This is a genomic window from Proteus sp. PR00224 (assembly GCF_016238105.1).
Lineage (GTDB): Bacteria > Pseudomonadota > Gammaproteobacteria > Enterobacterales > Enterobacteriaceae > Proteus.
In genome coordinates this window covers 1-26522 of sequence record NZ_JAEHQU010000007.1, presented here as the reverse complement: position 1 = coordinate 26522, position 26522 = coordinate 1, and the positions used below count along the sequence as shown (strand labels likewise).

Genomic DNA, 26522 nt, shown 5'->3' with positions numbered 1-26522 from the left:
TTATGTGGTTATTGGTTATTACAACACTATTATGGGCTGCTTCTTTTAGTCTGATCGGTGAGTATCTCGCCGGTCAGGTTGATAGCTGGCTCTCTGTTCTGATCCGCGTTTCTTTAGCCGCTTTGGTCTTCTTACCTTTCTTACGTTGGAAGGGGATCCGCTTTAAGGTGATTTTGCTTTATATGCTTGTGGGGGCTTGCCAACTAGGGATTATGTATCTGTTTGTCTTCCACGCTTATAACTATTTAACCGTCGCAGAATTTTTACTTTTTACCGTATTAACACCGCTTTATGTCACGTTAATTTATGATTTATTAGAACGTCAAAGATTACGTTGGGGTTATGTCTTTAGCTCATTATTAGCGGTATTAGGTGCGGCGATTATTCGCTATGACCATTTAAGTGATGATTTTTGGTATGGCCTGTTATTAGTACAACTGGCGAATATTTTCTTTGCGATTGGTCAGGTTGGTTATAAACGCTTAATGGAAGTTCATCCACTTCCACAACATCATGCTTTTTCTTGGTTTTATCTTGGTGCTGTTGCGGTGGCACTTGTTGGCGCATTGTGTTTTGCCGATTGGCAGAAAATGCCAACAACATCACTACAGTGGGGTGTTTTACTCTGGTTAGGAATTGGCGCTTCTGGAATAGGGTATTTCATGTGGAATTATGGTGCCACACAAGTTGATGCTGGAACCTTAGCGATTATGAATAACATGATGGTTCCAGCAGGGTTATTAGTGAATTTCTCTATTTGGCAACAACATCCGAATTGGCCAAGTTTCATCATAGGCGCGAGCCTGATTGTTGCATCACTTTGGATCCATCAACGCTGGATACGCCGACCTGTTTTACAAAAGGAAGATTGTTAACAGCGTGCTGGCCTGATAAGCGAATAAACTCACGGATCGCTGGTTGATGTTGCTCTCCACTACGGTTGGCAGCATATAACCGGCTCCATAATCCCTCACCTAATGTTTTTGTCACCACTAATCCCTGTTTTTCGAAATTCTCAACCGCCCAGTGTGGTAATGCCGCAATTCCCATGCCAGCTGCAACCATTTGAATTAGCAGTAATGTATTATCGACATGTTTGAAATGTGGCGTAATACCCGCGGGTTGTAGAAAATGACGCCATACATCAAAACGCTCTCGTTGAACGGGATAAATAAATAAGGTTTCTGCAATCAAGTCTTGTGGCTGAATATGCAAGCGATTAGCAAGAGGGTGATCTGGTGATAAAACTAATTTGACTTCATAGTCAAACAACGGCGTGTAGTGTAAACGAGAGTCATCTAAGATATCTGATGTCAGTACTACATCTAATTCACGTTGTAATAACGCAGGTTGTGGATCAAAAGTCACACCCGAATGAAAATCAACAGTCACTTCAGGCCATGTTTGGCGATATTGTTGTAATGCAGGGGTTAACCATTGAATACAACTATGGCATTCAATCGCTATATTTAAATTCACACTACCTGGCTCATTACACGCTTCAATAGCTCTACGAACGATAGGCAATACTTCTTCTGCTAATTTAACGAGCACTTCTCCTTGTGAAGTAAAGCGCAGTGGCTGGCTTTTACGCACAAAAATTCGATAACCAAGGCGATGTTCTAATTCACTAAATTGATGTGAAAGAGCAGATTGCGTTTGATGCAATTGATTTGCTGCGTTAGCAAGAGAGCCTGTGTGCTTTAAGGCTAATATCGTTTTTAAATGTTTTATTTCTATCATGAGAAACCTTCAAGTTATTGATGAAAAATTTGCGCTTGTGATTTATACACTACCTGTAGATTATGGATGTGTAAACATCTAGACGGCTAAAAATAGGATTTTAATTATGACAATTCGCAATCACACACTCGGCTTCCCTCGTATTGGCTTAGATAGAGAGCTAAAAAAGGCACAAGAAAATTATTGGGCAGGTAAGATTTCACAGGAAGAATTAGTTGCAGTGGGTAAAGAGCTTCGTGCTCGCCATTGGCAACAACAAGCAGATGCGGGTGTTGAATTATTACCTGTTGGTGATTTTGCTTGGTATGACCAAGTGTTAGGGACAAGCCTACTGTTAGGTAATGTACCGCCTCGTCACCGTAATGAAGACGGCTCACTCGATCTTGATACTCTATTCAGGGTCGCTCGTGGTAGAGCGCCAACAGGTAAACCTGCGGCTGCATCTGAAATGACGAAATGGTTTAATACCAACTACCACTATATCGTACCTGAATTTCAGCAAGGTCAATCATTTACCTTTGCATGGAAAGAGCTATTAGACGAAGTCGATGAAGCATTAGCATTAGGTCATAAAATAAAACCTGTTTTACTTGGTCCGGTGACTTACTTGTGGCTAGGTAAAGTAAAAGGCCCTGAATTTGATAGATTAACGCTTCTAAAAGATATTTTACCTATCTATCAACAAGTGATTTCTGCATTAAAAGAGAAAGGTATTGAGTGGGTGCAAATTGATGAGCCTGCATTGGTACTGGATTTACCTGTTGAATGGCAAAATGCCTATCAAACAGCTTATCAAGCATTAACGGGACAAGTTAAATTACTGCTGACAACCTATTTTGATGGTATTTCTCATCATCTTGATATTATTAAAAACTTACCTGTTAATGGGCTTCATGTTGATATTTCAGCAGGGCAAGATGATTTGCAGCACTTACACCAAGCATTACCCAAAGATTGGGTACTGTCATTAGGTGTGATTAATGGTCGAAATGTGTGGAAAGCAGATTTAAGTGCACGTTATCAGCAAGTGATTGCGCTAAAAGGGAAACGCCCTTTGTGGATTGGAACTTCATGTTCATTACTGCATAGCCCAATTGATTTAAATGCAGAGACGAAACTTGATGATGAAGTAAAAAGCTGGTTTGCTTTTGCTGTTCAGAAATGTGAAGAAGTCGCTTTGTTAGCTAAAGCATTGAATGCACCAGAAGGTGAATATGATGAACAACTGACACAGTACAGTGCGCCAATTCGTCAACGTCAACACTCGACTCGTGTACATAATGCAACAGTTGAAGCTCGTTTACAGGCAATTGAAGCGCAAGATAGTGAAAGAAATTCACCTTATACCCAACGCGCAGAAGTACAACGTACTCGGTTTAATTTGCCATTATGGCCAACCACCACAATTGGCTCATTCCCACAAACAACAGAAATTCGTACTGTTCGTTTAGATTTTAAGAAAGGGCGTATCGATACGGCAGCTTATCGCACAAATATCAGCGAACATATAAAGCAAGCAATATCCGAACAAGAAAACCTTGGTCTTGATGTATTAGTTCATGGCGAAGCAGAACGTAACGACATGGTGGAGTATTTTGGTGAGCATTTTGATGGTTATGTGTTTACGCAAAATGGCTGGGTACAAAGCTATGGTTCACGTTGTGTAAAACCACCTGTGATTATCGGTGATATTAGTCGCCCAGCCCCTATTACCGTGGATTGGGCAACTTACGCACAGTCGTTAACTGAAAAGCCAGTCAAAGGCATGTTAACAGGCCCTGTGACAATTTTATGTTGGTCTTTCCCTCGTGAAGATGTGACGCGTGAAACGATTGCAAAACAGATCGCGTTAGCACTGCGTGATGAAGTGGATGATTTACAAAAAGCAGGTATTGGTATTATTCAAATCGATGAGCCTGCATTACGTGAAGGATTACCACTGCGCCGTAATGAGTGGCAGGCTTACCTTGATTGGGCAGTCGATGCCTTTAAATTAAGTGCCGCCATTGCTGATGATGAGACACAAATCCATACCCATATGTGTTATTGCGAATTTAATGACATCATGGATTCAATCGCAGCGCTGGATGCGGATGTGATTACAATCGAAACATCACGTTCAGATATGGAATTACTAGAAGCTTTTGAGCACTTTGATTATCCAAATGAAATTGGACCAGGTGTTTATGACATTCATTCACCTAATGTGCCAAATGTGGAATGGATCGTTGGATTATTAAGAAAAGCGCAATCGCGAATTCCAGCAGAACGTTTATGGGTAAATCCAGATTGTGGATTAAAAACACGAGGCTGGCCTGAAACACGCGCAGCATTAGCGAATATGGTTGAAGCGGCTAAATATTTGCGTCAGAACGCGTAATAAAAGAATTAATTGTTTATTAGCCTGTTATTTTTGAACTGTCACTTTAGATAAGTCGCATAGTCAAAATAGCAGGCTAACTTTATATAAAATTAAAAAAAGGCATTCATTAAAACCCAGAGTAAATCTTATTATTGATATTCTTGATCGTTGCTATACTGCGAAAACTCTTTAATTTTATGGATATAATTATTGTGCAAACTAGCATTAAACTTTCGGATAAGGTATTAGATGCTTTTCCAACTCGACCTTTGAAATTAGTTCCACTAAGAGGAGACGGTGGATTATTTCGCACCTTATTCTTAGTTATTTTCATGTTAGCAATGACTGTATTTAGTGCTTATCAAATTCCCAATATTCTTTATGATTATAAAATCAGTGAGAATGCAGTACCTGTTGATGCTACGGTGAATGGCTCTTGTCGTTCTCAACTCTTTGTTCTGACTAACTGTAGTGTTGATTTACGTTATAAAGGCAATGAAGTTTCGCGTAATTTTACTTTTTTAGATTTAGGCCCTAAAGATGTGTTAGTTGAACCCGTCGCTGATGCAAATGATCTCAGTAAAATGACCGTTGATGTGGCGATAGATAATATTTGGCTTCGCTTAATGAGTACGATTATTTTTATCGGCTTGTTTGGTTTTAGTGTGATCTTTTTTATTTATCGTCAAATACTGATCAGTAAAGTAAAAAAAGCATTATTATCAGTAGGCACTCAACCTTTAAAGTTAATAGCCATTCCCGCAAAAATGGTTGTGAGTAATAAGCAATTTATTGCAACTTATCATCTTAATTTAGAGGGTAAAGATATTCGTATTGCTTATTTAGGGAATAAGAAAACACCGCCTATTGTGATTGAGCAAAATGGAAATACCTACGTATTAGCCGTTTATTCACCACAACAAAATATCCCTTATGCTTTGGATGTACCTTTAGAACGTATTCAGGCAACACCTGAAGAAAAACAACGTTTTCATGAAGCGTTGATTGAAGAAGGTTTGCTGTAATCAAATTTGATTATTAAGAACGTGATGCGTTTTCTCTTATGGGATGGGATGTAAGGGAAAACGCATTAAAACAGTTTGTTTATTTATCCACCGAAAATCTTCGCTTTTAAAATATCCATTCCCGCACTGACTAAATCTAAGTCTTTAGGTACAACGCCATCAGGTGTGACTTTATCAATTAATTTAGGTAAATATTGCGCGGCCATTTCAGAAGCTTCTGTCGCATTTAAATTAATTTTCGCCGCAAGATCATTAATCACTGGAGATGAAAAAACAGCGACGATTTGCTCTGCACTGATCGGTAAATTGGCGTTGGTACTTATCCATGATTGAATAAGCTCACTTAAACCCGCGGTATCAAATTGCTTTACTAAGCCTTCAATGCCACCTTGAGATCCAACCCACTCAAGGACGGTTTTGTATTGATTGATTTTTTCGCCGCCTAGTAGGCTCGCAATTTGGTTAAATAAGCTCATGTTCACTCCAGTGACGATGTGTTTGTCACATTAGATGTTTGTTTTAAGGGCGGGTAGTGTACGCGCTATGCTCGTTATACTTCAAGTTACTCGTCATACTTCAAGCTACAGCGTTGTTGACTTCGTTTATTCGCACTAGTCACATACTGATGTATGCTTCTAGCGACTCCTTCACTTGTCGCCTAGCCACTCGTCATACTTCAAGGTGTAGCGTTGTTGACTGCGTTCATTCGCACTAGTCACATACTGATGTATGCTCCTAGCGACTCATTCACTCGTCGCCTAGCTACACCTCGAATTATTTAGAGTGTATATATTGAGGTATTTATATTCGATAATGTATTTATCGCATCTATACTGATGAGAGAAATGTTTACTTTAGTTAATGATTGATGCTGGCGAATATTGATAATGTATTCGTGGATAATGTATTTAAAATGTCACTTTTTGTGATAATAATCACAATTTTATGAAATTGTTACTTTGTTTGATGTCCTGTAGGTGATGTTTATCACTAAAAAGGACTGAAAAACTGATACAGTAACTTTTAATTTAATGATCATTGGTTTTGTCCCATTGAGGAGTCCGATATGTCTGATGTATTTCACTTAGGTTTAACCAAAAATGACCTACAGGGTGCCACTTTAGCAATTGTTCCAGGTGATCCTAAGCGTGTTGAAAAAATTGCAAAATTAATGGATAACCCAGTTCATCTGGCTTCTTTACGTGAATACACGTCATGGCGTGGCGAAATTGATGGCAAAGCTGTCATTGTTTGTTCAACAGGTATCGGTGGCCCATCTACTTCTATCGCTGTTGAAGAATTAGCACAGCTAGGTATCCGTACTTTCTTGCGTATTGGTACAACTGGTGCAATTCAAGAACATATCAATGTAGGTGATATTCTTGTAACTACGGCTGCGGTTCGTTTAGATGGCGCAAGCTTACATTTCGCACCAATGGAATTCCCAGCTGTTTCTGATTTTGAATGTATGAACGCACTGTACAAAGCCGCTAAAGACAATGGCTCCACTGTACACGTCGGTATTACTGCATCTTCAGATACATTCTATCCAGGACAAGAACGTTACGACACCTATACAGGTCGTGTTGTTCGCCGTTTCAAAGGCTCTATGAAAGAGTGGCAAGAAATGGGCGTAATGAACTATGAAATGGAATCTGCAACATTATTGACAATGTGTGCAAGCCAAGGTTTACGTGCAGGTATGGTTGCGGGTGTTATCGTAAACCGTACTCAACAAGAAATTCCAGATGCGGAATTACTGAAGAAAACTGAGAATAATGCACTCGGTATCGTGATTGAAGCGGCTCGTAATTTAATGAAATAATATTTCGAATCGCTGATAGAAGCCCTTAATACGTAAGTGTTAAGGGCTTTTTTTATGCAATAATTCATTAGCTTAATATACTATGTCAATAGAACTGCATTTTTGATAATGTAATTGAGAATTATTTACAATACAACAATGAGAAAATAAATATGACTGATATTTTGCAGACACACCCTTCAGTGTTGCCTTTAACCGGTGGAATTAACTTCCGTGATCTAGGAGGTAAAAAATTAAGCAACGGTGGTATTATCAAGCCAGGTATGTTATTTCGAGCTGGATCACTGGATAGGCTGACGGATACGGATCAATCCCTTCTTATTGATAAAAATCTTTTTCAAATCATTGATTATCGCGATAGTGGTGAAATTGTTGATAAACCAGACCGTATCTGGGAAGGTGCGCAATATTACCATGCTCCTGCAAACCCGCTATCCAAAGAAGTTTCTGCAAACCTTGAAAAGCTGACTCCTGAAATACTTGAGCAATTTGATGCCAAAGCTTTTATGTTTCAGTTATATAAATTACTTCCTATTAATAACCCTGCATATAAACAATTGGCAACATTATTAAAGCAACCTGAGAAAGGGGGCGTTGTGCAACATTGTGCTGTGGGTAAAGACAGAACAGGTGTTGGCTCTGCTTTAGTGTTATTTGCGCTGGGTGCATCTTTAGATGTAGTGATGGAAGATTACCTACTTACCAATGAAACATTAGCGCCTTATCGCGCTTATCTTTTAGAAGAACATGCTAAAACAATGAGTGATAACATTGTTGATAAATTTGCCTATGTTTATTCAGTACAAGAAGAGTTTCTGCAAACAGCATTGGCGAGTATTAATCAGCATTACGGTAATGTGGATACTTGGCTAGAGAAAGATATCGGTCTAGATGCGTCTAGCCGAGATTCCTTACAAAATTATTTTCTCGAATAATAAAGTGATTTATATTCGGTTAATCAATTTATTATTTCACTTAGGTTAACCGAATTTAAGGTCTTTATTTTGACAGTACAAGACATTATTCATACCATCACTCTCTTTGTAAAAGAGCACGAAGTCTGGGCTATTCCGATCGTGTTTTTTCTTGCTTTTGGTGAGTCACTTGCATTTATCTCTTTGCTTATTCCTGCCACAGTTATTTTATTGGGATTAGGTGCTTTAATTGGTGAGAGTGGTCTGTTTTTCTGGCCGATTTGGCTTGCTGCTGCATTAGGCGCTTTCTTTGGTGATTGGGTATCCTACTGGGTAGGATTTCACTATAAAGATGGGGTGAGAAACTTGTGGCCCATTTCACGTTCACCACAAACATTAGTTAGAGGTCATCAATTCTTTAATCGTTGGGGAATTTGGGGGGTGTTTATTGGACGATTTTTTGGACCTTTTCGTGCAATTGTCCCATTAGTTGCGGGTATTTGCGCAATGCCACAACGTTATTTTCAAATTGCTAATTTAATATCAGCGATGATTTGGGCATTTGGTATTTTGGCGCCCGGTGCTTTTGGTTTGCAATGGCTTGCGAAATGGATGGGATAACTGCGTCCTTTATCGCAAATCAAGTCATGATGTAAATTGTTGCTAGACAATATTACCTATGCGTTTTAACGTAGCCCGCTGGAAAGTAAAAAGGTCACTTTAGTGGATATTCAGTTGTTATACGGGATCATTGGTTTATTAGGTGGAGTGCTTGTTGGCGGCGCGCTGGTTTGGTGGTCTATCCAACAACGTTTATCCGATAAAGAAGCCATGCTACGTGAAAATCATACACAGCTTGCTATCGCCCAAGAAAAAGCGGTGATTATCCCCTCTTTACAACAAAATATAGAACAGCTAGAGCAAGAATTACGTGCTCAGAGAGAAATTATTACTTCTCAAGAAGCTGAATTAAGAGAAGTGACAACTCGTTGGGAAGAAAGCCGAATATCCGCAGAAGAAAAACAGCGATTATTAATTAATAGTGAGCAACGGCTTGCAACACAGTTTGAGAACTTAGCTAATCGTATTTTTGAACAGAGTGGGCGTAAAGCCGAAGAGTTAAATCGCCAAGGATTAACCCATTTACTGTCACCATTTCGTGAGCAACTCGAAAGCTTTCGACGACAAGTTCAAGATGGTTTTGGGCAAGAAGCCAGAGAGCGACATACTTTGGTTCATGAAATTCGCCAGCTCCAACAATTAAATGTAAAAATGGCGCAAGAAGCCGTTAACCTAACCAATGCCCTCAAAGGGGATAATAAAGTTCAAGGTAACTGGGGTGAAACGGTATTAGCACGTATATTAGAATCGTCAGGGTTACGCGAAGGTCATGAGTTTGAAACACAGGTGAGTATTCGTCATGAAAATGGTGGGCGTTATCAACCTGATGTCATTGTACATTTACCTCATGGCCGAGATGTTATTATCGACGCTAAAATGTCGCTGGTGGCGTATGAAAAGTATTTTAATAGTGAAGATGATAATCAACGTAAGCAGGCGCTTTGTGCGCATGTAAACTCAATTAGAGCGCATATTAAAGGATTGAGTGTAAAAGATTATCATAAACTACCGGGTATAACGTCTTTAGACTATGTTTTAATGTTTATACCTATTGAGCCCGCTTATCTTGTTGCAATTGGTCATTCTCCAGACTTGCTAGAAGAAGCATTGAAAAACAATATTATGTTAGTTGGGCCATCTACTTTACTTGTTGCTTTGCGTACAATAGCCGCATTGTGGCGTTATGAATATCAAAGCCAAAATGCGCAAGAAATTGCAGACAGAGCGGCTAAAATGTATGACAAATTAAGACTTTTCGTTGATGATATGCAAGGGCTAGGAAATAGTATTCAAAAAGCGCAATCTGGCTATCTATTAGCGATGAAAAAACTCTCTGAAGGTCGTGGAAATCTTATCAGTCAAGCGGAAGGCTTTAAATCCTTAGGGGTTGAGATAAAAAAAACGATTGATAATGATCTCATTGAAAAATCAGCATCTGATTGATTTAATAAAAGAAAGAGATAAAGACTTCTGAAAACGGCCAGTACTGAATTTACTAAATTTTGATTAATTAGCGGGCAAATAATATGACTCAACAAACTAAGGAAACAACAGATTTTGGTTTCCAAACCGTTGACAAAGATGATAAACAAACCATGGTTGCAAGGGTTTTTCACTCTGTCGCGTCTAAGTATGATTTAATGAATGACTTGATGTCTTTTGGTGTTCACCGTATCTGGAAACGCTATACCATTGAAGCGAGTGGTGTAAGACGTAACCAACGTGTTCTTGATCTTGCGGGTGGTACTGGTGATTTAACAGCTAAATTTTCTCGTCTCGTGGGCGAAAATGGGGAAGTTGTTTTAGCTGATATCAATGACTCAATGTTGAAAATGGGTCGTGAAAAGCTACGCGACCACGGTATTGTCGGCAATGTTAACTATGTGCAAGCAAATGCTGAAGAGTTACCTTTCCCTGATAACCATTTTGATTGCATTACAATCTCCTTTGGTTTACGTAATGTGACTGATAAAGCAAAAGCTTTACGCTCAATGTTCCGTGTATTAAAGCCAGGTGGACGTCTGCTGGTGTTGGAATTCTCTAAACCTGTTCTTGAGCCTTTAAGTAAGATTTATGACGCTTACTCTTTCCATATCCTACCTAAAATTGGTCAAGTGATTGTGAATGATGCTGAAAGTTACCGTTATTTAACGGAGTCCATTCGCATGCATCCAGACCAAGAAACACTAAAAGGTATGATGGAAGAAGCAGGATTTGATCAAGTTACCTATACCAATATGACCGGAGGTATAGTTGCATTACACAAAGGATTTAAATTCTGAGATGGAAAAAGCCACTTTTTCTCATGATATTGCTTCTCAAGTACTGTATCCGCTGCTAACCGCATCCATGGAGACAGCGCTTAATCACGTTTTATATCAGGAAAATGTGCTTAAACCTGCCCGCAATCGCCTTGCGGGCAAAGTGTTGGCGCTTTCTATCAATGAGTTTCCTCGTTCCATCTACTTAGTCTTTAGCGAACAACAAGTTGATGTATTAAGTCAGTGGGATGATGAAACCGATTGTTTGATAAAAACAAAACTATTAACACTGATTAAGCTTCGTGATCGTCAAAAAATGTCAGAACTGATCAACCGTGGTGATATTACTATTGATGGTGATATGCAGGTTGTTCAAAATTGGTCTGCATTATTAGATATGGCGCAGTGGGATCCCGCGCAATATTTAGCTCCTTATATTGGTGATATTGCGGCGCAAAGTCTGACTGTTGTTGCAGGAAAGGGCGTTCAGTTATTTTCTTCACTCTTAAGTCACCAAAAAGATTATTTACGTGACGCGTTAATTGAAGAGTGGAAAACCGCACCTAGTGCATTAGAAACAGTCCATTTTTATGATGAAATAGAAGAACTTGCACAGCAAACCGCCGAACTGGAAAAACGGTTAGGCACATTGGAGAAAAAATAATGCTCCTTAGTGAGTTAAAGCGCCTCTATCATATTATTCAGGTATTTTTATCTTATGGGCTTGATGAGTTAATTCCTAAACACCGAATTACTTTACCTGTAAGATTAGGATGCCGAGCACTATTTTGGATCAAAAATAAACATCCAGAAAAACCATTAGGTGAACGCTTACGACTCGCATTGCAAACATTAGGCCCTGTTTGGATTAAATTAGGCCAAATGTTATCAACTCGACGTGATCTTTTCCCTCCTCAAATCGCTGACCAGCTTGCTTTATTGCAAGACAAAGTTGCTCCTTTTGATGGTAAGAAAGCACGACAATATATTGAAAACTCATTTGGTTGCCCTATCGACCAATGGTTTGATGATTTTGATGAAACTCCACTCGCTTCCGCTTCTATTGCGCAGGTTCACACTGCAAAATTAAAAGAAAACGGCAAAGAAGTGGTACTAAAAGTTATTCGTCCCGATATTCAACCAGTGATCAAAGCGGATATCCGTTTGATGTATCGCTTGGCAAATCTATTACCGTTTTTACCTGATGGTCGTCGTTTACGGCCAAAAGAGGTGATCCGCGAATACGAGAAAACATTACTTGATGAGCTAAATTTACTGCGTGAAGCTGCGAATGCTATTCAGCTACGTCGTAATTTTGAAAATAGCTCAATGTTGTATATTCCTGAAGTGTATTCAGATTATTGCCATGAAAACGTGATGGTAATGGAGCGTATTTATGGTATTCCCGTTTCTGATATTGAAGCGTTGAATGCACAAAAGACAAATATGAAGCTTCTTGCAGAGCGTGGTGTAAAAGTCTTTTTCACTCAGGTGTTTAGAGACAGTTTTTTCCATGCTGATATGCATCCTGGTAATGTGTTCATTAGCTATGATCACCCTGAGAACCCATATTATATTGGTATTGATTGCGGTATTGTTGGCTCATTAAATAAAGAAGATAAACGCTATTTAGCTGAAAACTTCTTAGCTTTCTTTAACCGTGATTATCGAAAAGTTGCAGAATTACATGTTGATTCGGGCTGGGTGCCAGCAGATACCAATGTGGAAGATTTTGAATTTGCGATCCGCACTGTGTGTGAACCGATTTTTGAAAAACCACTTTCTGAAATCTCATTTGGACATGTGTTACTTAATCTTTTCAATACAGCACGTCGTTTCAATATGGAAGTACAACCGCAATTAGTTTTACTTCAAAAAACATTGCTTTATGTTGAAGGGCTTGGACGCCAATTATATCCACAATTGGATTTATGGAAAACGGCAAAACCTTTCTTAGAAGATTGGTTGCATAGTCAAATTGGTATCACGGCATTAATGAACGGTATCAAGAGTAAGGCACCTTATTGGATTGAAAAAATGCCAGAGATACCAGAGCTGGTTTATGATAGTCTGAAACAACATAAAAATATGAAGTTAACGCTAGACAAATTGACGGAACAAATAGGTTCTCAAAGAGTCAAACAGAGACAGTCTTTATTTTTATTGGGTATAGGTACAACACTGTTTTTATGCGGTAGCCTGTTTTTTGTTTCTGGTTTTAAAACATTATTCAGTGTTTTTATCAGTTTAGGTCTTCTTGCATGGATTTTGGGTTGGTTTAGATCTGGTAATGCACAATAAAAACACATCAAAGTTTGTCTTTGAGCAAGTTAAAAGATGAATTCGAGATTCCCGAAAATTGAATTCGTTGTATATAATGGGCACTGTTATTAAGTATAACCCCGAAAATAGTTGAGGAACATAAAATGGGCGGTATTAGCATTTGGCAATTACTCATCATCGCTGTCATCGTTGTCTTATTATTTGGTACAAATAAACTGCGCACATTAGGCTCAGATTTAGGCGCATCAGTAAAAGGCTTTAAAAAAGCGATTGGTGACGAAACTGCAGATAAAGACACCAGCAACGCTGAAAAAACAAATAATGACGCAGATTTTGATACTAAAAATTTAGCGCAGAAGACTTCAACAGAAGAGAAGTCTACAACTGAGAGCAAAAACAAAGAGCAGGTGTAAACCGTGTTTGACATTGGTTTTAGTCAGCTGCTATTGGTCATGGTGATTGGTCTTGTTTTTCTGGGGCCAGAACGTTTGCCCGTAGCAGTAAAAACAATTGCTGGCTGGGTAAGGGCACTACGCTCTTTGGCTGCGAATGTGCAAAATGAACTGACTCAAGAACTAAAACTTCAAGAACTCCAAGAGAGCTTGAAAAAAGTTGAAGAGAAAGCGAATTTGCAAACGTTATCGCCAGAGCTGAAAGCGTCTATGGATGAGTTAAAAGAGGCTGCACAGTCTTTAAAACAAACTTATCATGCACCTACAACGCCAGACTCCACGAAAGAGCAGTCTGTAAAAACCGACTCTACGGAACCTTCACCTTCTGATTTAGCTGCACTTGCTGAAGCTGATGAAGTTAATGATGATGCTAATCGCCATAAACCTGTGGCAGAAAGTGTTACAAAGACAGAAGTTCCTGTTACTCAACCAGTAACAATAGAGAAAAAAACAACTGATCAGGTCAATGGTGAGCATTAAAACATGGCAGTAAATGATACCCAACCGCTGATCAGCCATTTAATAGAACTTCGTAAGCGTTTGATGTATAGCTTAGTCTCAGTTCTAGTGGTTTTTTTAGCGCTGGTTTATTTTTCTAACGATATCTATCAATTAGTCTCGGCTCCATTACTCGATAAGTTGCCAAAAGGGTCAAATATGAGTGCGACGGATGTTGCCTCTACCTTTTTGACTCCGATTAAATTGACAATCATGGTATCCATTTTTGCTTCTGTACCTATTATTCTTTATCAGGTATGGGCTTTTATCGCACCAGCATTGTATAAACACGAACGCCGCTTAATGCTGCCATTACTTGTTTCAAGTACGGTATTATTCTATCTCGGTATGGCGTTTGCTTATTTTGTTGTGTTCCCTCTCGCGTTTGGCTTCTTTGTTAATACAACCCCTGAAGGGGTTAACTTTATTCCAGATATCAGTAAATATCTAAGTTTCGTAATGACGTTATTTATGGCGTTTGGTGCAGCTTTTGAAGTACCGATTGCGATTATTTTACTGTGCTGGAGTGGTGTAACGACACCTGAAGCATTAAAGAAAAAACGCCCTTATATTCTTGTAGGTGCCTTTGTCGTTGGTATGATCTTGACACCACCAGATGTTTTCTCTCAAACCTTACTCGCAATACCTATGTACTTACTGTTTGAAATCGGTGTCATGGTATCGCGCTTTTATGTAGGTAAGGGAAGAAGAACAGATGAAGAAGGAGCTGAGGAAGCAGAGGCCGAAACTGAAGCAGAACAGCAAAAATAATTTTAGAACCGATTTTCTAAAATCATATGATATTAGCCCAGCAATTGCTGGGTTAAATTTTTCTAGAGCAACTCTTTTTTAAACTCTTTATTTCCCACAGATTTTTTCACTTCACTATTTAATATATTTAAAAGCAAAATCGAACGGGCTTCACCATCAGGCTCTTGATATATGGCTTTGATCCCTTGAAAAATCCCCTCTGTTATTAATACGCTATCGCCACTGTGAGGTACATTTTCTTCGCTATAAGTGAGAGAAGAAAGCTGAGGGATTTGCAGTGTATCAATCACATCTTGAGGAACAGTGACAGGATATTGCCCAAAGCGAACAAATGAGTTTACTCCACGCGTTGAGTTAATGGTCGTGGTATGGATCACTTCAGGATCGAACTCTATAAAAAGATAATTAGGGAAAAGCGGTTCTGTTACGGTAGTGCGCTTTCCTCTTAGTACTTTTTCTATGGTTACCATAGGTGTAAAACAACCCACTTGCTGACGTTCTAAGTGTTCGATAGCACGAGGAATTTGTCCTCGTTTGCAATACAGCAAATGCCAGTTTTTCATAATAGAGACAATAGGTTAGTTAAATTTAATTTAAGTGATAATAGCAAATTTATCATTAAGGTAACAGTCATCTATCGGGGGATTAAATAAAAAATAGGTTAACGTGGTTTTATACTGAAAAAAGAACAGAAAAGCTGTGTTTATTCGCAATAAAAAGGCTTGTTTTTGTTACTTTCACTTGGATCTCGGATAGAGGTAACAAGTTAATAAAAAAGTGATGGTAAAAATAAGAAAAAGCTCTCAAGATAATTATCTTAGAATTTTGTTCATAATTATAAAGAGGTTCTGTAATGGAAGTTTTTTTATTAAGTAACGGAAAAATTGCCGGGGATCCACGTTGGTTAAGTTATGCAAAAGATAATATCGATAGCATGATTAAAAAACGCGGTATTCGTTCTGCTGTATTAATTGCTTATGCCGTTATTCGTTCCGATCATGATCAACGTGCTCGTGATTTATCAGAAGTGTTAGGTATTGAAGTTACTTGTATTGAACATTTTGATTCAGAAGTTGATGCAATCAACAATGCAGAATGTATTTTAGTCAGTGGTGGCAATACTTGGTTATTAAACCAAATGCTGCATGAGAAAGGATTAGTTGTTCCAATCCAACGCGCCGTACGTGAGCGTAATATTCCGTATATTGGTTGGAGCGCAGGTTGTAACGTCGCGACACCAACAATTCGTACCACTAATGATATGCCTGTACGTTCCTCTGTTATTATGCCTTCATTAGGCCTATTCCCTGTTCAAATTAACCCACATTACATTGATGCTTCTATCAGTGGTCATATGGGTGAAACTCGTGATGAGCGTATTGCAGAGTTTTGTGCAATTAACCCTGAAGAGATTGTTGTGGCTATCCGTGAAGGAAGTTACTTATATATTCAAGGTGAAGAATTACGTTATTACAGCGCTAAAAATGAAGGTTTTAAAATCTTCCAACATGGAAAAACATTCCCTGAACAGTTTGATACTAAGTTACTTTCAGAGTGGGTTCCATTCCGCTGTTTATAAGTATAGTGAACGCTATTAAATAAAAAGCATTGCATTTTAGTGAGTTATGCGTTTAGCTTATAGCGTCTCAAAGAGGGCATTGGCCCTCTTTTCTTTCACTCACTGGCTCGTAAGATTATGATGAAATACCGCGATTTAAGAGATTTCCTTTCATTATTAGAAGAAAAAGGTGAATTAAAACGTATCGCCTATGAAATAGATCCCTACCTTGAAATGACCGAAATAGCGGACAGAACTTTACGTGCCGGTGGGCCAGCGCTGTTGTTTGAAAATCCTAAAGGGTATGATATGCCCGTGCTTTGTAACTTATTTGGTACACCAGAGCGTGTGGCAATGGGGATGGGGCAAGATGATGTTAAAGCCTTACACGAAGTTGGAAAGCTATTGGCTTTTCTAAAAGAGCCTGATCCTCCGAAAGGTTTTCGTGATCTCTTTGATAAGTTACCTAAGTTTAAACAAGTTTTAAATATGCCAACAAAACGCTTGAGTAAAGCGCCTTGTCAGGAAGTGGTTTTAACAGGTGATGATGTTGATCTCACAAAAATTCCTGTTATGCATTGTTGGCCTGAAGATGCGGCACCTTTGATTACTTGGGGATTAACGGTGACTCGTGGCCCATTGAAAGAGCGCCAAAATCTCGGTATTTATCGCCAGCAGGTGCTGGGTAAAAATAAAGTGATTATGCGCTGGTTATCGCATCGTGGTGGTGCGTTAGATTTTCAAGAGTGGTGTCAAAAACATCCCGGTGAGCGATTCCCTGTTTCCGTAGCATTAGGGGCAGATCCTGCGACTATTTTAGGTGCAGTAACACCTGTACCAGATACCTTATCTGAATATGCATTCGCGGGTTTATTACGGGGCAATAAATCAGAAGTTGTAAAATGTCTTTCAAATGATCTTGAAGTCCCTGCAAGTGCTGAAATTATCCTTGAAGGTTACATTGAACCAGGCGAATTAGCCCCAGAAGGGCCATATGGTGATCACACAGGATATTATAATGAGATTGACTCTTTCCCTGTGTTTACCATTACGCATTTAACGCGCCGTAAAGATGCAATTTATCATTCAACCTATACAGGTCGTCCACCTGATGAACCCGCAGTATTAGGTGTTGCGTTGAATGAAGTGCTTGTTCCGATATTACAAAAACAGTTTCCTGAAATTGTCGATTTTTATCTACCTCCTGAAGGATGTTCTTACCGTTTAGCCGTTGTGACAATGAAGAAACAGTATGCGGGTCATGCTAAACGCGTAATGATGGGAGTTTGGTCTTACTTACGGCAATTTATGTACACCAAATTTGTGATTGTTTGCGATGATGATGTTAATGCAAGAGATTGGAAAGATGTGATTTGGGCAATTACGACCAGAATGGATCCTGCAAGAGATACCATTATGATGGAAAATACGCCTATTGATTATCTCGACTTCGCTTCACCTGTTTCAGGATTGGGATCAAAAATGGGTCTTGATGCGACGAACAAATGGCCGGGTGAGACAGATAGAGAATGGGGTAGGCCTATTGTGATGTCTGATGAAGTTAAGCAACGAGTCGATACTATTTGGGAACAGCTCGATATTCTTAAATAAGAACAGAGGAACAACATGGCAATATTGAATTGTAAAGTCTCACTTGTTGAGCCGATGACAGATACGGTTTATCGGGTAAGGCTATTACCTGATGGCGAATTTGATTTTCAGGCTGGACAATATCTTTTAGCTGTTATGGATGAGCGTGATAAACGTCCTTTTTCTATTGCATCTATACCTGAAAATAAAGACTTTATTGAACTTCATATTGGTGCGTCTGAACTCAATCTTTATGCGATGGCAGTGCTTGATGTGATATTAGAAAAACAGCAGCTTACCATTGATATTCCTCATGGGAATGCGTGGTTTCAAAAAGAGAGTCAACGTCCATTACTATTGATTGCTGGCGGTACAGGATTCTCTTATACCCATTCAATTCTATTGGCCGCGTTAGCTGAAAATCCTCAACGACCTATTACAATTTATTGGGGGGGAAGAGAAAGCGTTCATCTCTATGATCTCAATGAATTACAAGAATTATCAGAATTGCATCCATCGTTATCCGTTATTCCAGTTGTTGAACAGCCTGATGAGACTTGGCGTGGCCGCAAAGGTACGGTATTAACGGCAATAAGCGAAGATTTTGGTGATTTATCAGAATATGATATTTACATCGCAGGGCGTTTTGAAATGGCGAAAATAGCCAGAGATCGCTTTTGTAATGAGCGTAATGCAGATAAAACTCGCTTATTTAGCGATGCCTTTGAATTTATCTGATAAAACGATAGTACCCCGTTATTTGTTATTATTTTCGTTTTTAAAACCATAAAAAAACCCGCCCCTGACGGCGGGAAAATGGTTTCTAACCATGCAATCGAAAAGAATACGTTCCCCTAACGATCAGAGCGTGGATATACAGAATATCGTATTAAACACGTTCTATAATCGTTGCAATACCTTGTCCTAATCCAATACACATTGTGGCTAAGCCAAATTGTGCATCTTTACACTCCATAATATTTAATAATGAAGTGGTTATTCGAGAGCCTGAACATCCTAAAGGATGCCCTAAGGCAATTGCTCCGCCATTTAAATTAATCTTGTCATCTATGCTATCGAGCAGATTCATTTTCTTCATACATGCTAATGACTGTGCGGCAAATGCTTCATTTAGCTCAAAAATATCAATATCACCTAATGTTAATCCTGCTTTTTTCAACGCGATTTCTGTTGCAGGAACAGGGCCATAACCCATAATTGCAGGATCACATCCTGTCACTGCCATAGAACGAATAATGGCACGAGGCTTTAAATTATGCTCTTTAGCATAACGTTCACTGGTTATAAACATGGCGGATGCACCATCAGAAACTGCGGATGAATTGCCTGCTGTAACAGAGCCCGTAGCAGGATCAAACACAGGTTTAAGCTGGGCTAATTCATCAAGGCTTGGGTTATAACGAATAACTTCATCATTTTTGACATTAATAAAATTACCTGTTGCATCATGACCATTAATCGCAATTATCTCATTATCAAAATAGCCTTGTTGCGTTGCAAGAGCCGCTAAATGATGAGAACGGTAAGCGAATTTATCTTGTTCTTCGCGTGAAATTTGGAATGATTTAGCCAGCATCTCTGCCGTTAATCCCATTGAAAATGAGGCTTTAGCGACAGAAAGATTAAGTGATGGATTAAAATCTGCATTATAAGTCATCGGTACGTGACCCATATGTTCAACACCGCCAATTAATGCTACTTGACTATCACCCAGCATAATTTGGCGTGCACCATCATGTAATGCTTGCATTGATGAACCACATAACCGATTAACTGTAACTGCCGGAACCTTGTGTGGAAGTTCAGCCAATAACGCCGCATTACGAGCAATATTAAAACCTTGCTCTAAAGTTTGTTGTACACAGCCCCAAATCACATCACCAATATCATTAGGATTAATATTCGGATTGCGTGTTAGTAGTGCTTGCATCAATTGTGCAGAGAGATTTTCCGCTCTGATATGGCGAAATGCACCACCTTTTGAGCGTCCCATTGGAGTACGAATACCATCAATTATGACAACCTTTTCCATTTCATATCTCCTTAAGCGAGTTCTCTGATGTTAACATCTACTTTTGCGGGCTTTGGATAATAGGTTTCGTTGCGTTGCGCTTTCTGTTTTAAGCTTTCAGGAATTTGATAAAGAGATCCTAATGAGGCGTATTGCTGTGCATCTGCAACAAATTGCGCTAATCCGATGGTATCAAGATAACGGAAGACACCTCCTCGGAAAGGAGGGAAGCCTAAGCCATAAACTAATGCAATATCAGCTTCTGCTGGTGAAGCAATAATACCTTCATCTAAACAACGGATAACTTCATTGATCATCGGGATCATCATGCGAGCGATAATTACATCTTGGCTAAAATCTTGTGTTTTGCCAGCATTTTGCTGAATAAGCGTTTGAATTTGACCATCAACAGATTTCTGCTTTTTACCCCGTTTATCAACTGTGTAATTATAGAAACCATGATTATTTTTCTGACCATATCGCTGTTGCTCATATAAAAGAGCAATAGCATCTCGTTCAATTGTACCCATTCTGTCAGGGAAACCCTGAGCCATTACGGCTTGAGCATGATTTGCCGTATCAATGCCTACAACATCAAGTAGGTACGCCGGTCCCATAGGCCAGCCAAATACTTTTTCCATCACTTTATCTACAGCAAGAAAATCAGCACCATCTCTTAGTAATAGAGAGAACCCAGCAAAATAAGGAAAGAGGACACGGTTTACAAAGAAACCAGGGCAATCATTAACGATAATCGGTGTTTTACCCATTTTACTAGCGTAACTGACAATACGGTTAATCGTCTCTTCACTGGTTTTTTCACCTTTTATGATTTCAACCAGTGGCATTCGATGAACTGGGTTAAAGAAGTGCATCCCACAGAAATTCTCAGGACGCTTTAAGGATTTTGCGAGCAGGGAAATAGGGATTGTAGAGGTATTTGACGCAAGTACCGCGTGATCAGCTAATAGTGCTTCTGTTTCTGCGAGTACAGTTGCTTTTACTTTGGGATTTTCAACAACGGCTTCAACCACAACATCCGCATCACTGACAGAAACATAATTCAATGTAGGTTGAATAGAGGCGAGCGTTTTTGCCATATCTACGGCACTCATTCGACCTTTTTCTTGGCGTTTTTGTAATAGGCTTAACGCTTCATTCATACCAAGCTCAAGGGATTTTTGGTTAATATCTTTCATTACAACGGGAATACCTTTTAAGGCAGATTGGTAGGATATTCCACCGCCCATTATCCCAGCGCCTAAGACCGCCGCTTGTTTAGGTAATTCAGCATGACGTTTTTTCGTGATATTTTTGACATACTGATCATTAAGGAAAATACCGACTAAGGCTTTTGCAACATCAGTACGTGTGAGTTTGACAAAATTTTCAGTTTCGATAGCCAGTGCTTCATCTCTATTTAGAAATGCCGCTTTTTCAATAGTTCTTACTGCCGTGATCGGTGCTGGATAGTGAGGGCCTGCTACTTTCATCACCATACCTTTAGCCACACTGAAAGACATTTTATGTTCAAGCTCTGTCAGTCTTAATGGTGCTATTTTTGGATGACGTGCAGCTTTCCAATCAATTTTGCCTTCAATTGCTTGCTCGATTAGCGAAATAGCACTTTCTTTTAAATTTTCTAGAGGGACAATTGCTTGGATTAATCCATTTTTAAGTGCAGTTTGGGCATCAACATCTTTACCAGCAGTAATAATTTCTAATGCGTTATCGACACCAATCAAACGAGGAAGGCGTACTGAACCGCCAAAGCCCGGCATGATCCCAAGTTTTGTTTCTGGTAAACCGATACGTAAATCAGGAGAAGCAATACGAAAATCAGTAGCAAGTACGCACTCGCAACCACCGCCAAGGGCATAGCCATTGATAGCAGAAACGGTAGGAACAGGTAGGTCTTCAAGTCGACTAAAAATCTGATTAGAGAAGTGTAGCCACTGAGTTAATTCTTCTTCAGGGGCATCAAAAAGGGATAAAAACTCGGTAATATCAGCACCGACAATAAAAGCCGGTTTTTCGGAACGCAAGATAACACCTTTCAGGCCTGGTGTTGCTTCTAATACGGTTAAAGCTTCACTTAGCATTGCAACCGTTTTGGTATCTAATTTGTTAATAGAACCTTTGGCGTTAAAAATGAGTTCAACAATACCTTGTTTCACCCAATCGGCTTGAATATTTTCGCTTTGATAGAGCATTTGTATTCTCCCTAAATGTATAGACTGGTATGACCAGATAATAAGAGTGTGAATACTATGTTAAATAAATGCAAATATTTGATTAAAAAACTGCAAGGGTGATCACAGTGAAATTATTCAACTTATTGAATTCTATGTTGTTGCTCAGTTTGATAAAACGAGGGGAGATAAATCGGTAATAATCTATTTTTGTTATGGGGTTAGCCACTCAAAGAGTTGGCGTGTTAAGCTGAATCATTAACAATGAATAAGATAAGGTAATTAATAATGGAAAAATTGCTCTCTCTGTACCAAGAACATATCAAAACTCTACAAAATCGTACTCGTGATGCTTTATCCAGACACCATCTTGATTCGGTATTAATTCATTCTGGTGAACCTATCCGTGTTTTCCTTGATGACAGTGATTACCCTTTTAAAGTGAATGCTCATTTTAAAGCATGGGTGCCTGTAACAGATGTACCACATTGTTGGTTATTAGCGGATGGTGTTAATAAACCTAAATTATGGTTCTATTCCCCAGTTGACTATTGGCACAGTGTTGAAGCTTTACCAAGTAGCTATTGGACTCATGAAGTTGAGTTAATTCATCTTAAAAATGTTGATGATATTCAGAAAGAGCTAGCACCTTATATTAATAAAAATACCGCTTATATTGGTCCAAATATACAGCGAGCAGAATCATTAGGTGTGAGTATTGATAATATCAACAATCAATCTCTTCTTAATTATTATCATTATTACCGCGCCTATAAAACAGGTTATGAATTAGCTTGTATGCGTGAAGCACAAAAAATGGCCGTCAACGGACATATTGCCGCTCATGAAGCTTTTCAAGCTGGATTAAGTGAGTTTGATATTAATATGGCGTATTTAATGGCTACGGGTCATCGTGATACCGATGTTCCTTACGGCAATATTGTCGCATTAAATGAACACGCCGCTGTTTTGCACTACACCAAATTAGATCATGAATCACCAGATGAATATCGTAGTTTCCTTATTGATGCAGGTGCAGAGTATAATGGCTACGCAGCAGATATCACTCGTACTTATAGCGCAAAAGAAAATCATGAATTTACTTCATTAGTTAAAGATATGAATGATGCGCAACAAGCGCTGATTGCAACGATGAAAGCGGGTGTGCGTTATACTGAATACCATGTTCAAATGCATCGACGTATTGCTGGGCTACTTAATAAATACGGTATTGTTAAAGGTGTGAGTGAAGAAGAGATGGTGAGTGCTGGATTAACTACACCATTTTTACCTCATGGCTTAGGGCATGCTTTAGGTCTGCAAGTTCATGATGCAGCTGGATTTATGCAAGATGATAAAGGAACCCACTTAGCGGCTCCTGCAATGTATCCATTCTTACGTTGCACACGTATTGTTGAACCAGGCATGGTATTAACAATTGAACCTGGATTTTACTTTATCGACTCTCTGCTAGAGCCTTGGAAAGAAGGAAAATACAGTACTCATTTCAATTGGAAGCTTATTGAGCATTTCAAACCATTTGGTGGTATTCGTATTGAAGATAATATTATTATCCACGATAACAAAATTGAAAATATGACTAGAGACTTACACTTAGCCTGATGAAAGCGTATTTGATCCCCGCTGAAACCGTAGAATTCAGTGAAGAAATAAAGAAGAGTCGTTTTATTACATTTATTGCTCACACTGAAGGTATTGATGCAGCAAAAGCGTATATCCAGTCTATCAAAGAACAATTTCCTGATGCCCGGCACCACTGTTGGGCTTTTGTTGCAGGAAGACCCGATGACTCACAACAATTAGGTTTTTCTGATGATGGTGAGCCAACAGGTACTGCGGGAAAACCTATTCTTGCACCTCTTTTAGGGAGTGGAATGGGAGAAGTTACTGCAGTGGTTGTTCGGTATTTCGGTGGGATCAAATTAGGAACTGGTGGGTTAGTTAGAGCTTATGGCAGTGGTGTTCAACAAGCATTAAAGCTTTTGCCAACAAAAACGAAAGTGCCACAGTTGCGTTTTAGTGTAGCGTGTGAATATTCACTGGTTTCATTACTTGAACAAGTTGTTGAACAATATCAGGGGCAAGTACTTTCAAGTGAATATACTGATAAAGTCACTTTTATACTTTCATTGCCTGCCGTGCATAGCGGTGAAGTTGAAGTTAAACTACGTGATATAAGTCGTGGCAGTATGCAATTAATCCCGTTAGATAAAAATGAATAATCTTTGCTACCAAGGAAATCGCTAAATGCATTTTCGTTCAATAACCCGTATTGTCGGACTGCTTGTTATCTTATTTTCTGTCACGATGATCATTCCTGGTATTGTTGCATTAATATATCGAGATGGTGCAGGGCGTGCATTTAGCCAAACATTTATTGTAGCCTTGATCATTGGGTTAATGCTGTGGATCCCCAATCGACATAAAAAAAGTGAGCTTAAGCCTAAAGAAGGCTTTCTTATTGTTGTCTTATTTTGGACGGTACTGGGTAGTGTAGGGGCATTGCCGTTTATCTTTTCTGAGCAACCTCATCTTTCTATTACTGATGCCTTTTTTGAATCTTTCTCTGGACTGACTACAACAGGAGCCACAACGCTTGTAGGGCTAGATTCATTACCTAAAGCTATTCTGTTTTATCGCCAAATGCTCCAATGGTTAGGAGGAATGGGGATCATCGTATTAGCTGTCGCTATTCTCCCTCTTTTAGGTGTTGGGGGAATGCAGTTATATCGCGCAGAAATGCCAGGTCCATTGAAAGATAACAAAATGCGACCTCGAATTGCAGAAACAGCGAAAGCACTTTGGCTTATCTATGTCTTATTAACGATCATTTGTGCCTTAGCATTATGGATTGCGGGCATGGATGTGTTTGATGCTATTTCTCATAGCTTTTCAACTATTGCAATTGGTGGGTTTTCTACTCACGATGCCAGTATTGGTTATTTTAATAGCCCAACCATTAACATCATTATTGGTGTATTTCTTCTGATTTCTGGTTGTAACTTTGGTTTGCACTTTGCCGTACTAACGGGAAGAAGCTTAAATATTTATTGGCGTGATCCTGAATTTCGTATGTTTATCTCAATTCAATTGGGATTAGTCATTATCTGTAGCGGTATTCTATGGCTTTATTCTGTATACGACACAGGATGGATAACCATAAACCAGGCTTTTTTCCAAGTTGTCTCTATGGCGACAACTGCGGGATTTGCCACGGATAGCTTTGCACAATGGCCTGCATTTTTGCCTCTTCTATTATTATGCTCGGCGTTTATTGGTGGCTGTGCAGGATCAACGGGTGGGGGATTGAAAGTCATTCGTATCTTGCTTTTATTCCTACAAGGGAATCGTGAATTAAAACGTCTTGTTCACCCAAATGCGGTTTATACCATCAAACTTGGTCACCGAGCATTACCCGAACGTATTATTGAAGCTGTGTGGGGATTTTTCTCCGCTTATGCGCTGGTCTTTATTATTAGCTTAATGTTGTTGATAGCAACAGGCGTTGATGAATTTTCTGCATTTTCTGCTATTGCCACTACATTAAATAATCTTGGTCCTGGATTAGGGATTGTCGCCGATAACTTCACGACAATGAATCCAGCTGCAAAATGGATATTGGTCGTGACAATGTTATTTGGGCGACTAGAAGTTTTCACTCTATTGGTTTTATTTACCCCAACGTTTTGGCGTGATTAACCTAATACAAGGAGTAATGTATGAGCGCGCTATTGTTGTATTGTAGTACTGATGGTCAAACTAAAAAAATAATGACACAAATCGCGAATGAATTAAGACAACACGGTCATGAATGTGATGTGAGAGATTTAACCTCTGTTCAGCAGAGTTTAAATTTATCTGCTTATAATAAAATCTTAGTGGGCGCTTCGATTCGTTATGGTTACTTTAATAAAGCGCTCGATAAATTTATCACTCGTCATCTTGCACAATTGAATAGTATGCCGTCCGCATTCTTTGGCGTTAATCTTACGGCAAGAAAAGCAGAAAAGAATACACCCGAGACGAATGCTTATATGCGTAAGTTTTTAGATAAGACTCCATGGAAACCAACGTTAACGGGTGTCTTTGCTGGCGCACTTTTTTATCCTCGTTATAAATGGATTGATAGAGTTATGATCCAATTAATTATGAAGATGACTAAAGGTGAAACGGATCCTACAAAAGAAATTGAATATACTGATTGGAATAAAGTAAGCGAATTTGCGGCGCATTTTGCTAAAATTGAGTGATATTTAATCTTTACTGTGGGGTTTTTATACGTCTTGTTGGAGTTTTGAACGAACAGTAAATTATTTTAAAAAAACACTTGCGCTAATCCGAGATCTCCCTATAATGCGCATCCACTGACCGGCA

25 protein-coding genes are annotated in these 26522 nt (G+C 39.1%); 20 read left to right on the top strand and 5 right to left on the bottom strand.

Annotated elements, in window-relative coordinates; genetic code table 11:
* The first annotated feature begins 2 nt into the window (after positions 1-2).
* On the top strand, positions 3-875 hold the full coding sequence (locus JEP71_RS12580; protein ID WP_198626329.1) for a carboxylate/amino acid/amine transporter: 873 nt from the start codon (positions 3-5) through the stop codon (positions 873-875).
* Here the strand turns inward: JEP71_RS12580 and metR are convergent.
* The gene (gene metR / locus JEP71_RS12575) at positions 790-1743 is read right to left on the bottom strand and encodes an HTH-type transcriptional regulator MetR (protein ID WP_196533479.1); all 954 of its coding nucleotides are present in this window, start codon (positions 1741-1743) and stop codon (positions 790-792) included. The genes JEP71_RS12580 and metR overlap by 86 nt on opposite strands.
* A gap of 106 nt (positions 1744-1849) precedes the next feature.
* Here metR and metE point away from each other — a divergent pair, with 106 nt between their 5' ends.
* On the top strand, positions 1850-4123 hold the full coding sequence (metE, locus tag JEP71_RS12570; protein ID WP_198620181.1) for a 5-methyltetrahydropteroyltriglutamate--homocysteine S-methyltransferase: 2274 nt from the start codon (positions 1850-1852) through the stop codon (positions 4121-4123).
* A gap of 179 nt (positions 4124-4302) precedes the next feature.
* Positions 4303-5130 (top strand): hypothetical protein, encoded by an 828-nt coding sequence (locus tag JEP71_RS12565; protein WP_198626328.1) that lies wholly within the window; start codon positions 4303-4305, stop codon positions 5128-5130.
* A gap of 83 nt (positions 5131-5213) precedes the next feature.
* Here the strand turns inward: JEP71_RS12565 and JEP71_RS12560 are convergent, their stop codons facing one another.
* Complete coding sequence (locus JEP71_RS12560) at positions 5214-5606, bottom strand: YidB family protein (protein WP_198626327.1); 393 nt, start codon at positions 5604-5606, stop codon at positions 5214-5216.
* 590 nt (positions 5607-6196) lie between these two features.
* Here JEP71_RS12560 and udp point away from each other — a divergent pair.
* From udp to tatC, 10 genes are all read left to right on the top strand, one after another.
* The gene (gene udp / locus JEP71_RS12555; protein WP_196571057.1) at positions 6197-6955 is read left to right on the top strand and encodes a uridine phosphorylase; all 759 of its coding nucleotides are present in this window, start codon (positions 6197-6199) and stop codon (positions 6953-6955) included.
* Positions 6956-7107: 152 nt separating this feature from the next.
* Entirely contained in the window at positions 7108-7890 is a 783-nt protein-coding gene (locus JEP71_RS12550) for a tyrosine-protein phosphatase (RefSeq protein ID WP_198620178.1), read from the top strand.
* 69 nt (positions 7891-7959) lie between these two features.
* Positions 7960-8490 (top strand): DedA family protein, encoded by a 531-nt coding sequence (locus tag JEP71_RS12545; RefSeq protein ID WP_198620177.1) that lies wholly within the window; start codon positions 7960-7962, stop codon positions 8488-8490.
* A 102-nt stretch (positions 8491-8592) separates the two neighbouring features.
* The gene (gene rmuC, locus JEP71_RS12540) at positions 8593-9933 is read left to right on the top strand and encodes a DNA recombination protein RmuC (protein WP_109372603.1); all 1341 of its coding nucleotides are present in this window, start codon (positions 8593-8595) and stop codon (positions 9931-9933) included.
* An 83-nt stretch (positions 9934-10016) separates the two neighbouring features.
* On the top strand, positions 10017-10772 hold the full coding sequence (gene ubiE / locus JEP71_RS12535; protein ID WP_006535554.1) for a bifunctional demethylmenaquinone methyltransferase/2-methoxy-6-polyprenyl-1,4-benzoquinol methylase UbiE: 756 nt from the start codon (positions 10017-10019) through the stop codon (positions 10770-10772).
* 1 nt (position 10773) lies between these two features.
* On the top strand, positions 10774-11415 hold the full coding sequence (locus JEP71_RS12530; protein ID WP_075672295.1) for a ubiquinone biosynthesis accessory factor UbiJ: 642 nt from the start codon (positions 10774-10776) through the stop codon (positions 11413-11415).
* Positions 11415-13052 carry a ubiquinone biosynthesis regulatory protein kinase UbiB gene (ubiB, locus tag JEP71_RS12525; RefSeq protein WP_196533472.1) on the top strand — a complete coding sequence of 546 codons (1638 nt, stop codon included), beginning with the start codon at positions 11415-11417 and terminating at the stop codon, positions 13050-13052. The genes JEP71_RS12530 and ubiB overlap by 1 nt, the downstream gene beginning before the upstream one ends.
* Before the next feature lie 125 nt (positions 13053-13177).
* Positions 13178-13447 (top strand): Sec-independent protein translocase subunit TatA, encoded by a 270-nt coding sequence (gene tatA / locus JEP71_RS12520; RefSeq protein WP_151434098.1) that lies wholly within the window; start codon positions 13178-13180, stop codon positions 13445-13447.
* A gap of 3 nt (positions 13448-13450) precedes the next feature.
* A complete protein-coding gene (gene tatB, locus JEP71_RS12515) occupies positions 13451-13966 on the top strand; it encodes a Sec-independent protein translocase protein TatB (RefSeq protein ID WP_109372599.1) in 516 nt (171 codons plus the stop codon).
* A 3-nt stretch (positions 13967-13969) separates the two neighbouring features.
* Positions 13970-14755, top strand: a complete 786-nt coding sequence (tatC, locus tag JEP71_RS12510) for a Sec-independent protein translocase subunit TatC (RefSeq protein WP_198620176.1) — start codon at positions 13970-13972, stop codon at positions 14753-14755.
* Between the two features lie 62 nt (positions 14756-14817).
* Here tatC and rfaH read toward each other — a convergent pair whose 3' ends face one another.
* On the bottom strand, positions 14818-15318 hold the full coding sequence (gene rfaH, locus JEP71_RS12505; RefSeq protein WP_198620175.1) for a transcription/translation regulatory transformer protein RfaH: 501 nt from the start codon (positions 15316-15318) through the stop codon (positions 14818-14820).
* Positions 15319-15608: 290 nt separating this feature from the next.
* On the opposite strand from rfaH, the gene pepE reads away from it, so the two are divergent.
* From pepE to fre, 3 genes are all read left to right on the top strand, one after another.
* Positions 15609-16334 carry a dipeptidase PepE gene (gene pepE / locus JEP71_RS12500; protein ID WP_100158028.1) on the top strand — a complete coding sequence of 242 codons (726 nt, stop codon included), beginning with the start codon at positions 15609-15611 and terminating at the stop codon, positions 16332-16334.
* A 120-nt stretch (positions 16335-16454) separates the two neighbouring features.
* Positions 16455-17924: a 4-hydroxy-3-polyprenylbenzoate decarboxylase gene (ubiD, locus tag JEP71_RS12495; RefSeq protein WP_198620260.1), complete on the top strand. Its 1470-nt coding sequence runs from the start codon at positions 16455-16457 to the stop codon at positions 17922-17924.
* Positions 17925-17939: 15 nt separating this feature from the next.
* Positions 17940-18641, top strand: coding sequence for an NAD(P)H-flavin reductase (gene fre / locus JEP71_RS12490; RefSeq protein ID WP_196533469.1), 702 nt, complete (start codon positions 17940-17942; stop codon positions 18639-18641).
* Positions 18642-18792: 151 nt separating this feature from the next.
* On the opposite strand, the gene fadA is transcribed toward fre, so the two are convergent.
* Both fadA and fadB read right to left on the bottom strand, forming a co-directional pair.
* Complete coding sequence (gene fadA / locus JEP71_RS12485; RefSeq protein ID WP_198626326.1) at positions 18793-19956, bottom strand: acetyl-CoA C-acyltransferase FadA; 1164 nt, start codon at positions 19954-19956, stop codon at positions 18793-18795.
* 11 nt (positions 19957-19967) lie between these two features.
* Complete coding sequence (gene fadB, locus JEP71_RS12480; RefSeq protein ID WP_198626325.1) at positions 19968-22148, bottom strand: fatty acid oxidation complex subunit alpha FadB; 2181 nt, start codon at positions 22146-22148, stop codon at positions 19968-19970.
* Between the two features lie 267 nt (positions 22149-22415).
* Between fadB and pepQ the strand changes: the two genes are divergently transcribed.
* From pepQ to hemG, 4 genes are read left to right on the top strand one after another with little or no spacing between them, the layout of a single operon-like run.
* Positions 22416-23750: a Xaa-Pro dipeptidase gene (pepQ, locus tag JEP71_RS12475; protein WP_109372593.1), complete on the top strand. Its 1335-nt coding sequence runs from the start codon at positions 22416-22418 to the stop codon at positions 23748-23750.
* Entirely contained in the window at positions 23750-24370 is a 621-nt protein-coding gene (locus tag JEP71_RS12470) for an IMPACT family protein (RefSeq protein ID WP_100158033.1), read from the top strand. Before pepQ ends, JEP71_RS12470 begins: the two co-directional genes overlap by 1 nt.
* A 25-nt stretch (positions 24371-24395) precedes the next feature.
* Positions 24396-25847 carry a Trk system potassium transporter TrkH gene (gene trkH, locus JEP71_RS12465; protein WP_036914641.1) on the top strand — a complete coding sequence of 484 codons (1452 nt, stop codon included), beginning with the start codon at positions 24396-24398 and terminating at the stop codon, positions 25845-25847.
* A 20-nt stretch (positions 25848-25867) separates the two neighbouring features.
* On the top strand, positions 25868-26398 hold the full coding sequence (gene hemG / locus JEP71_RS12460) for a menaquinone-dependent protoporphyrinogen IX dehydrogenase (protein ID WP_198626324.1): 531 nt from the start codon (positions 25868-25870) through the stop codon (positions 26396-26398).
* Positions 26399-26522 lie beyond the last annotated feature (124 nt).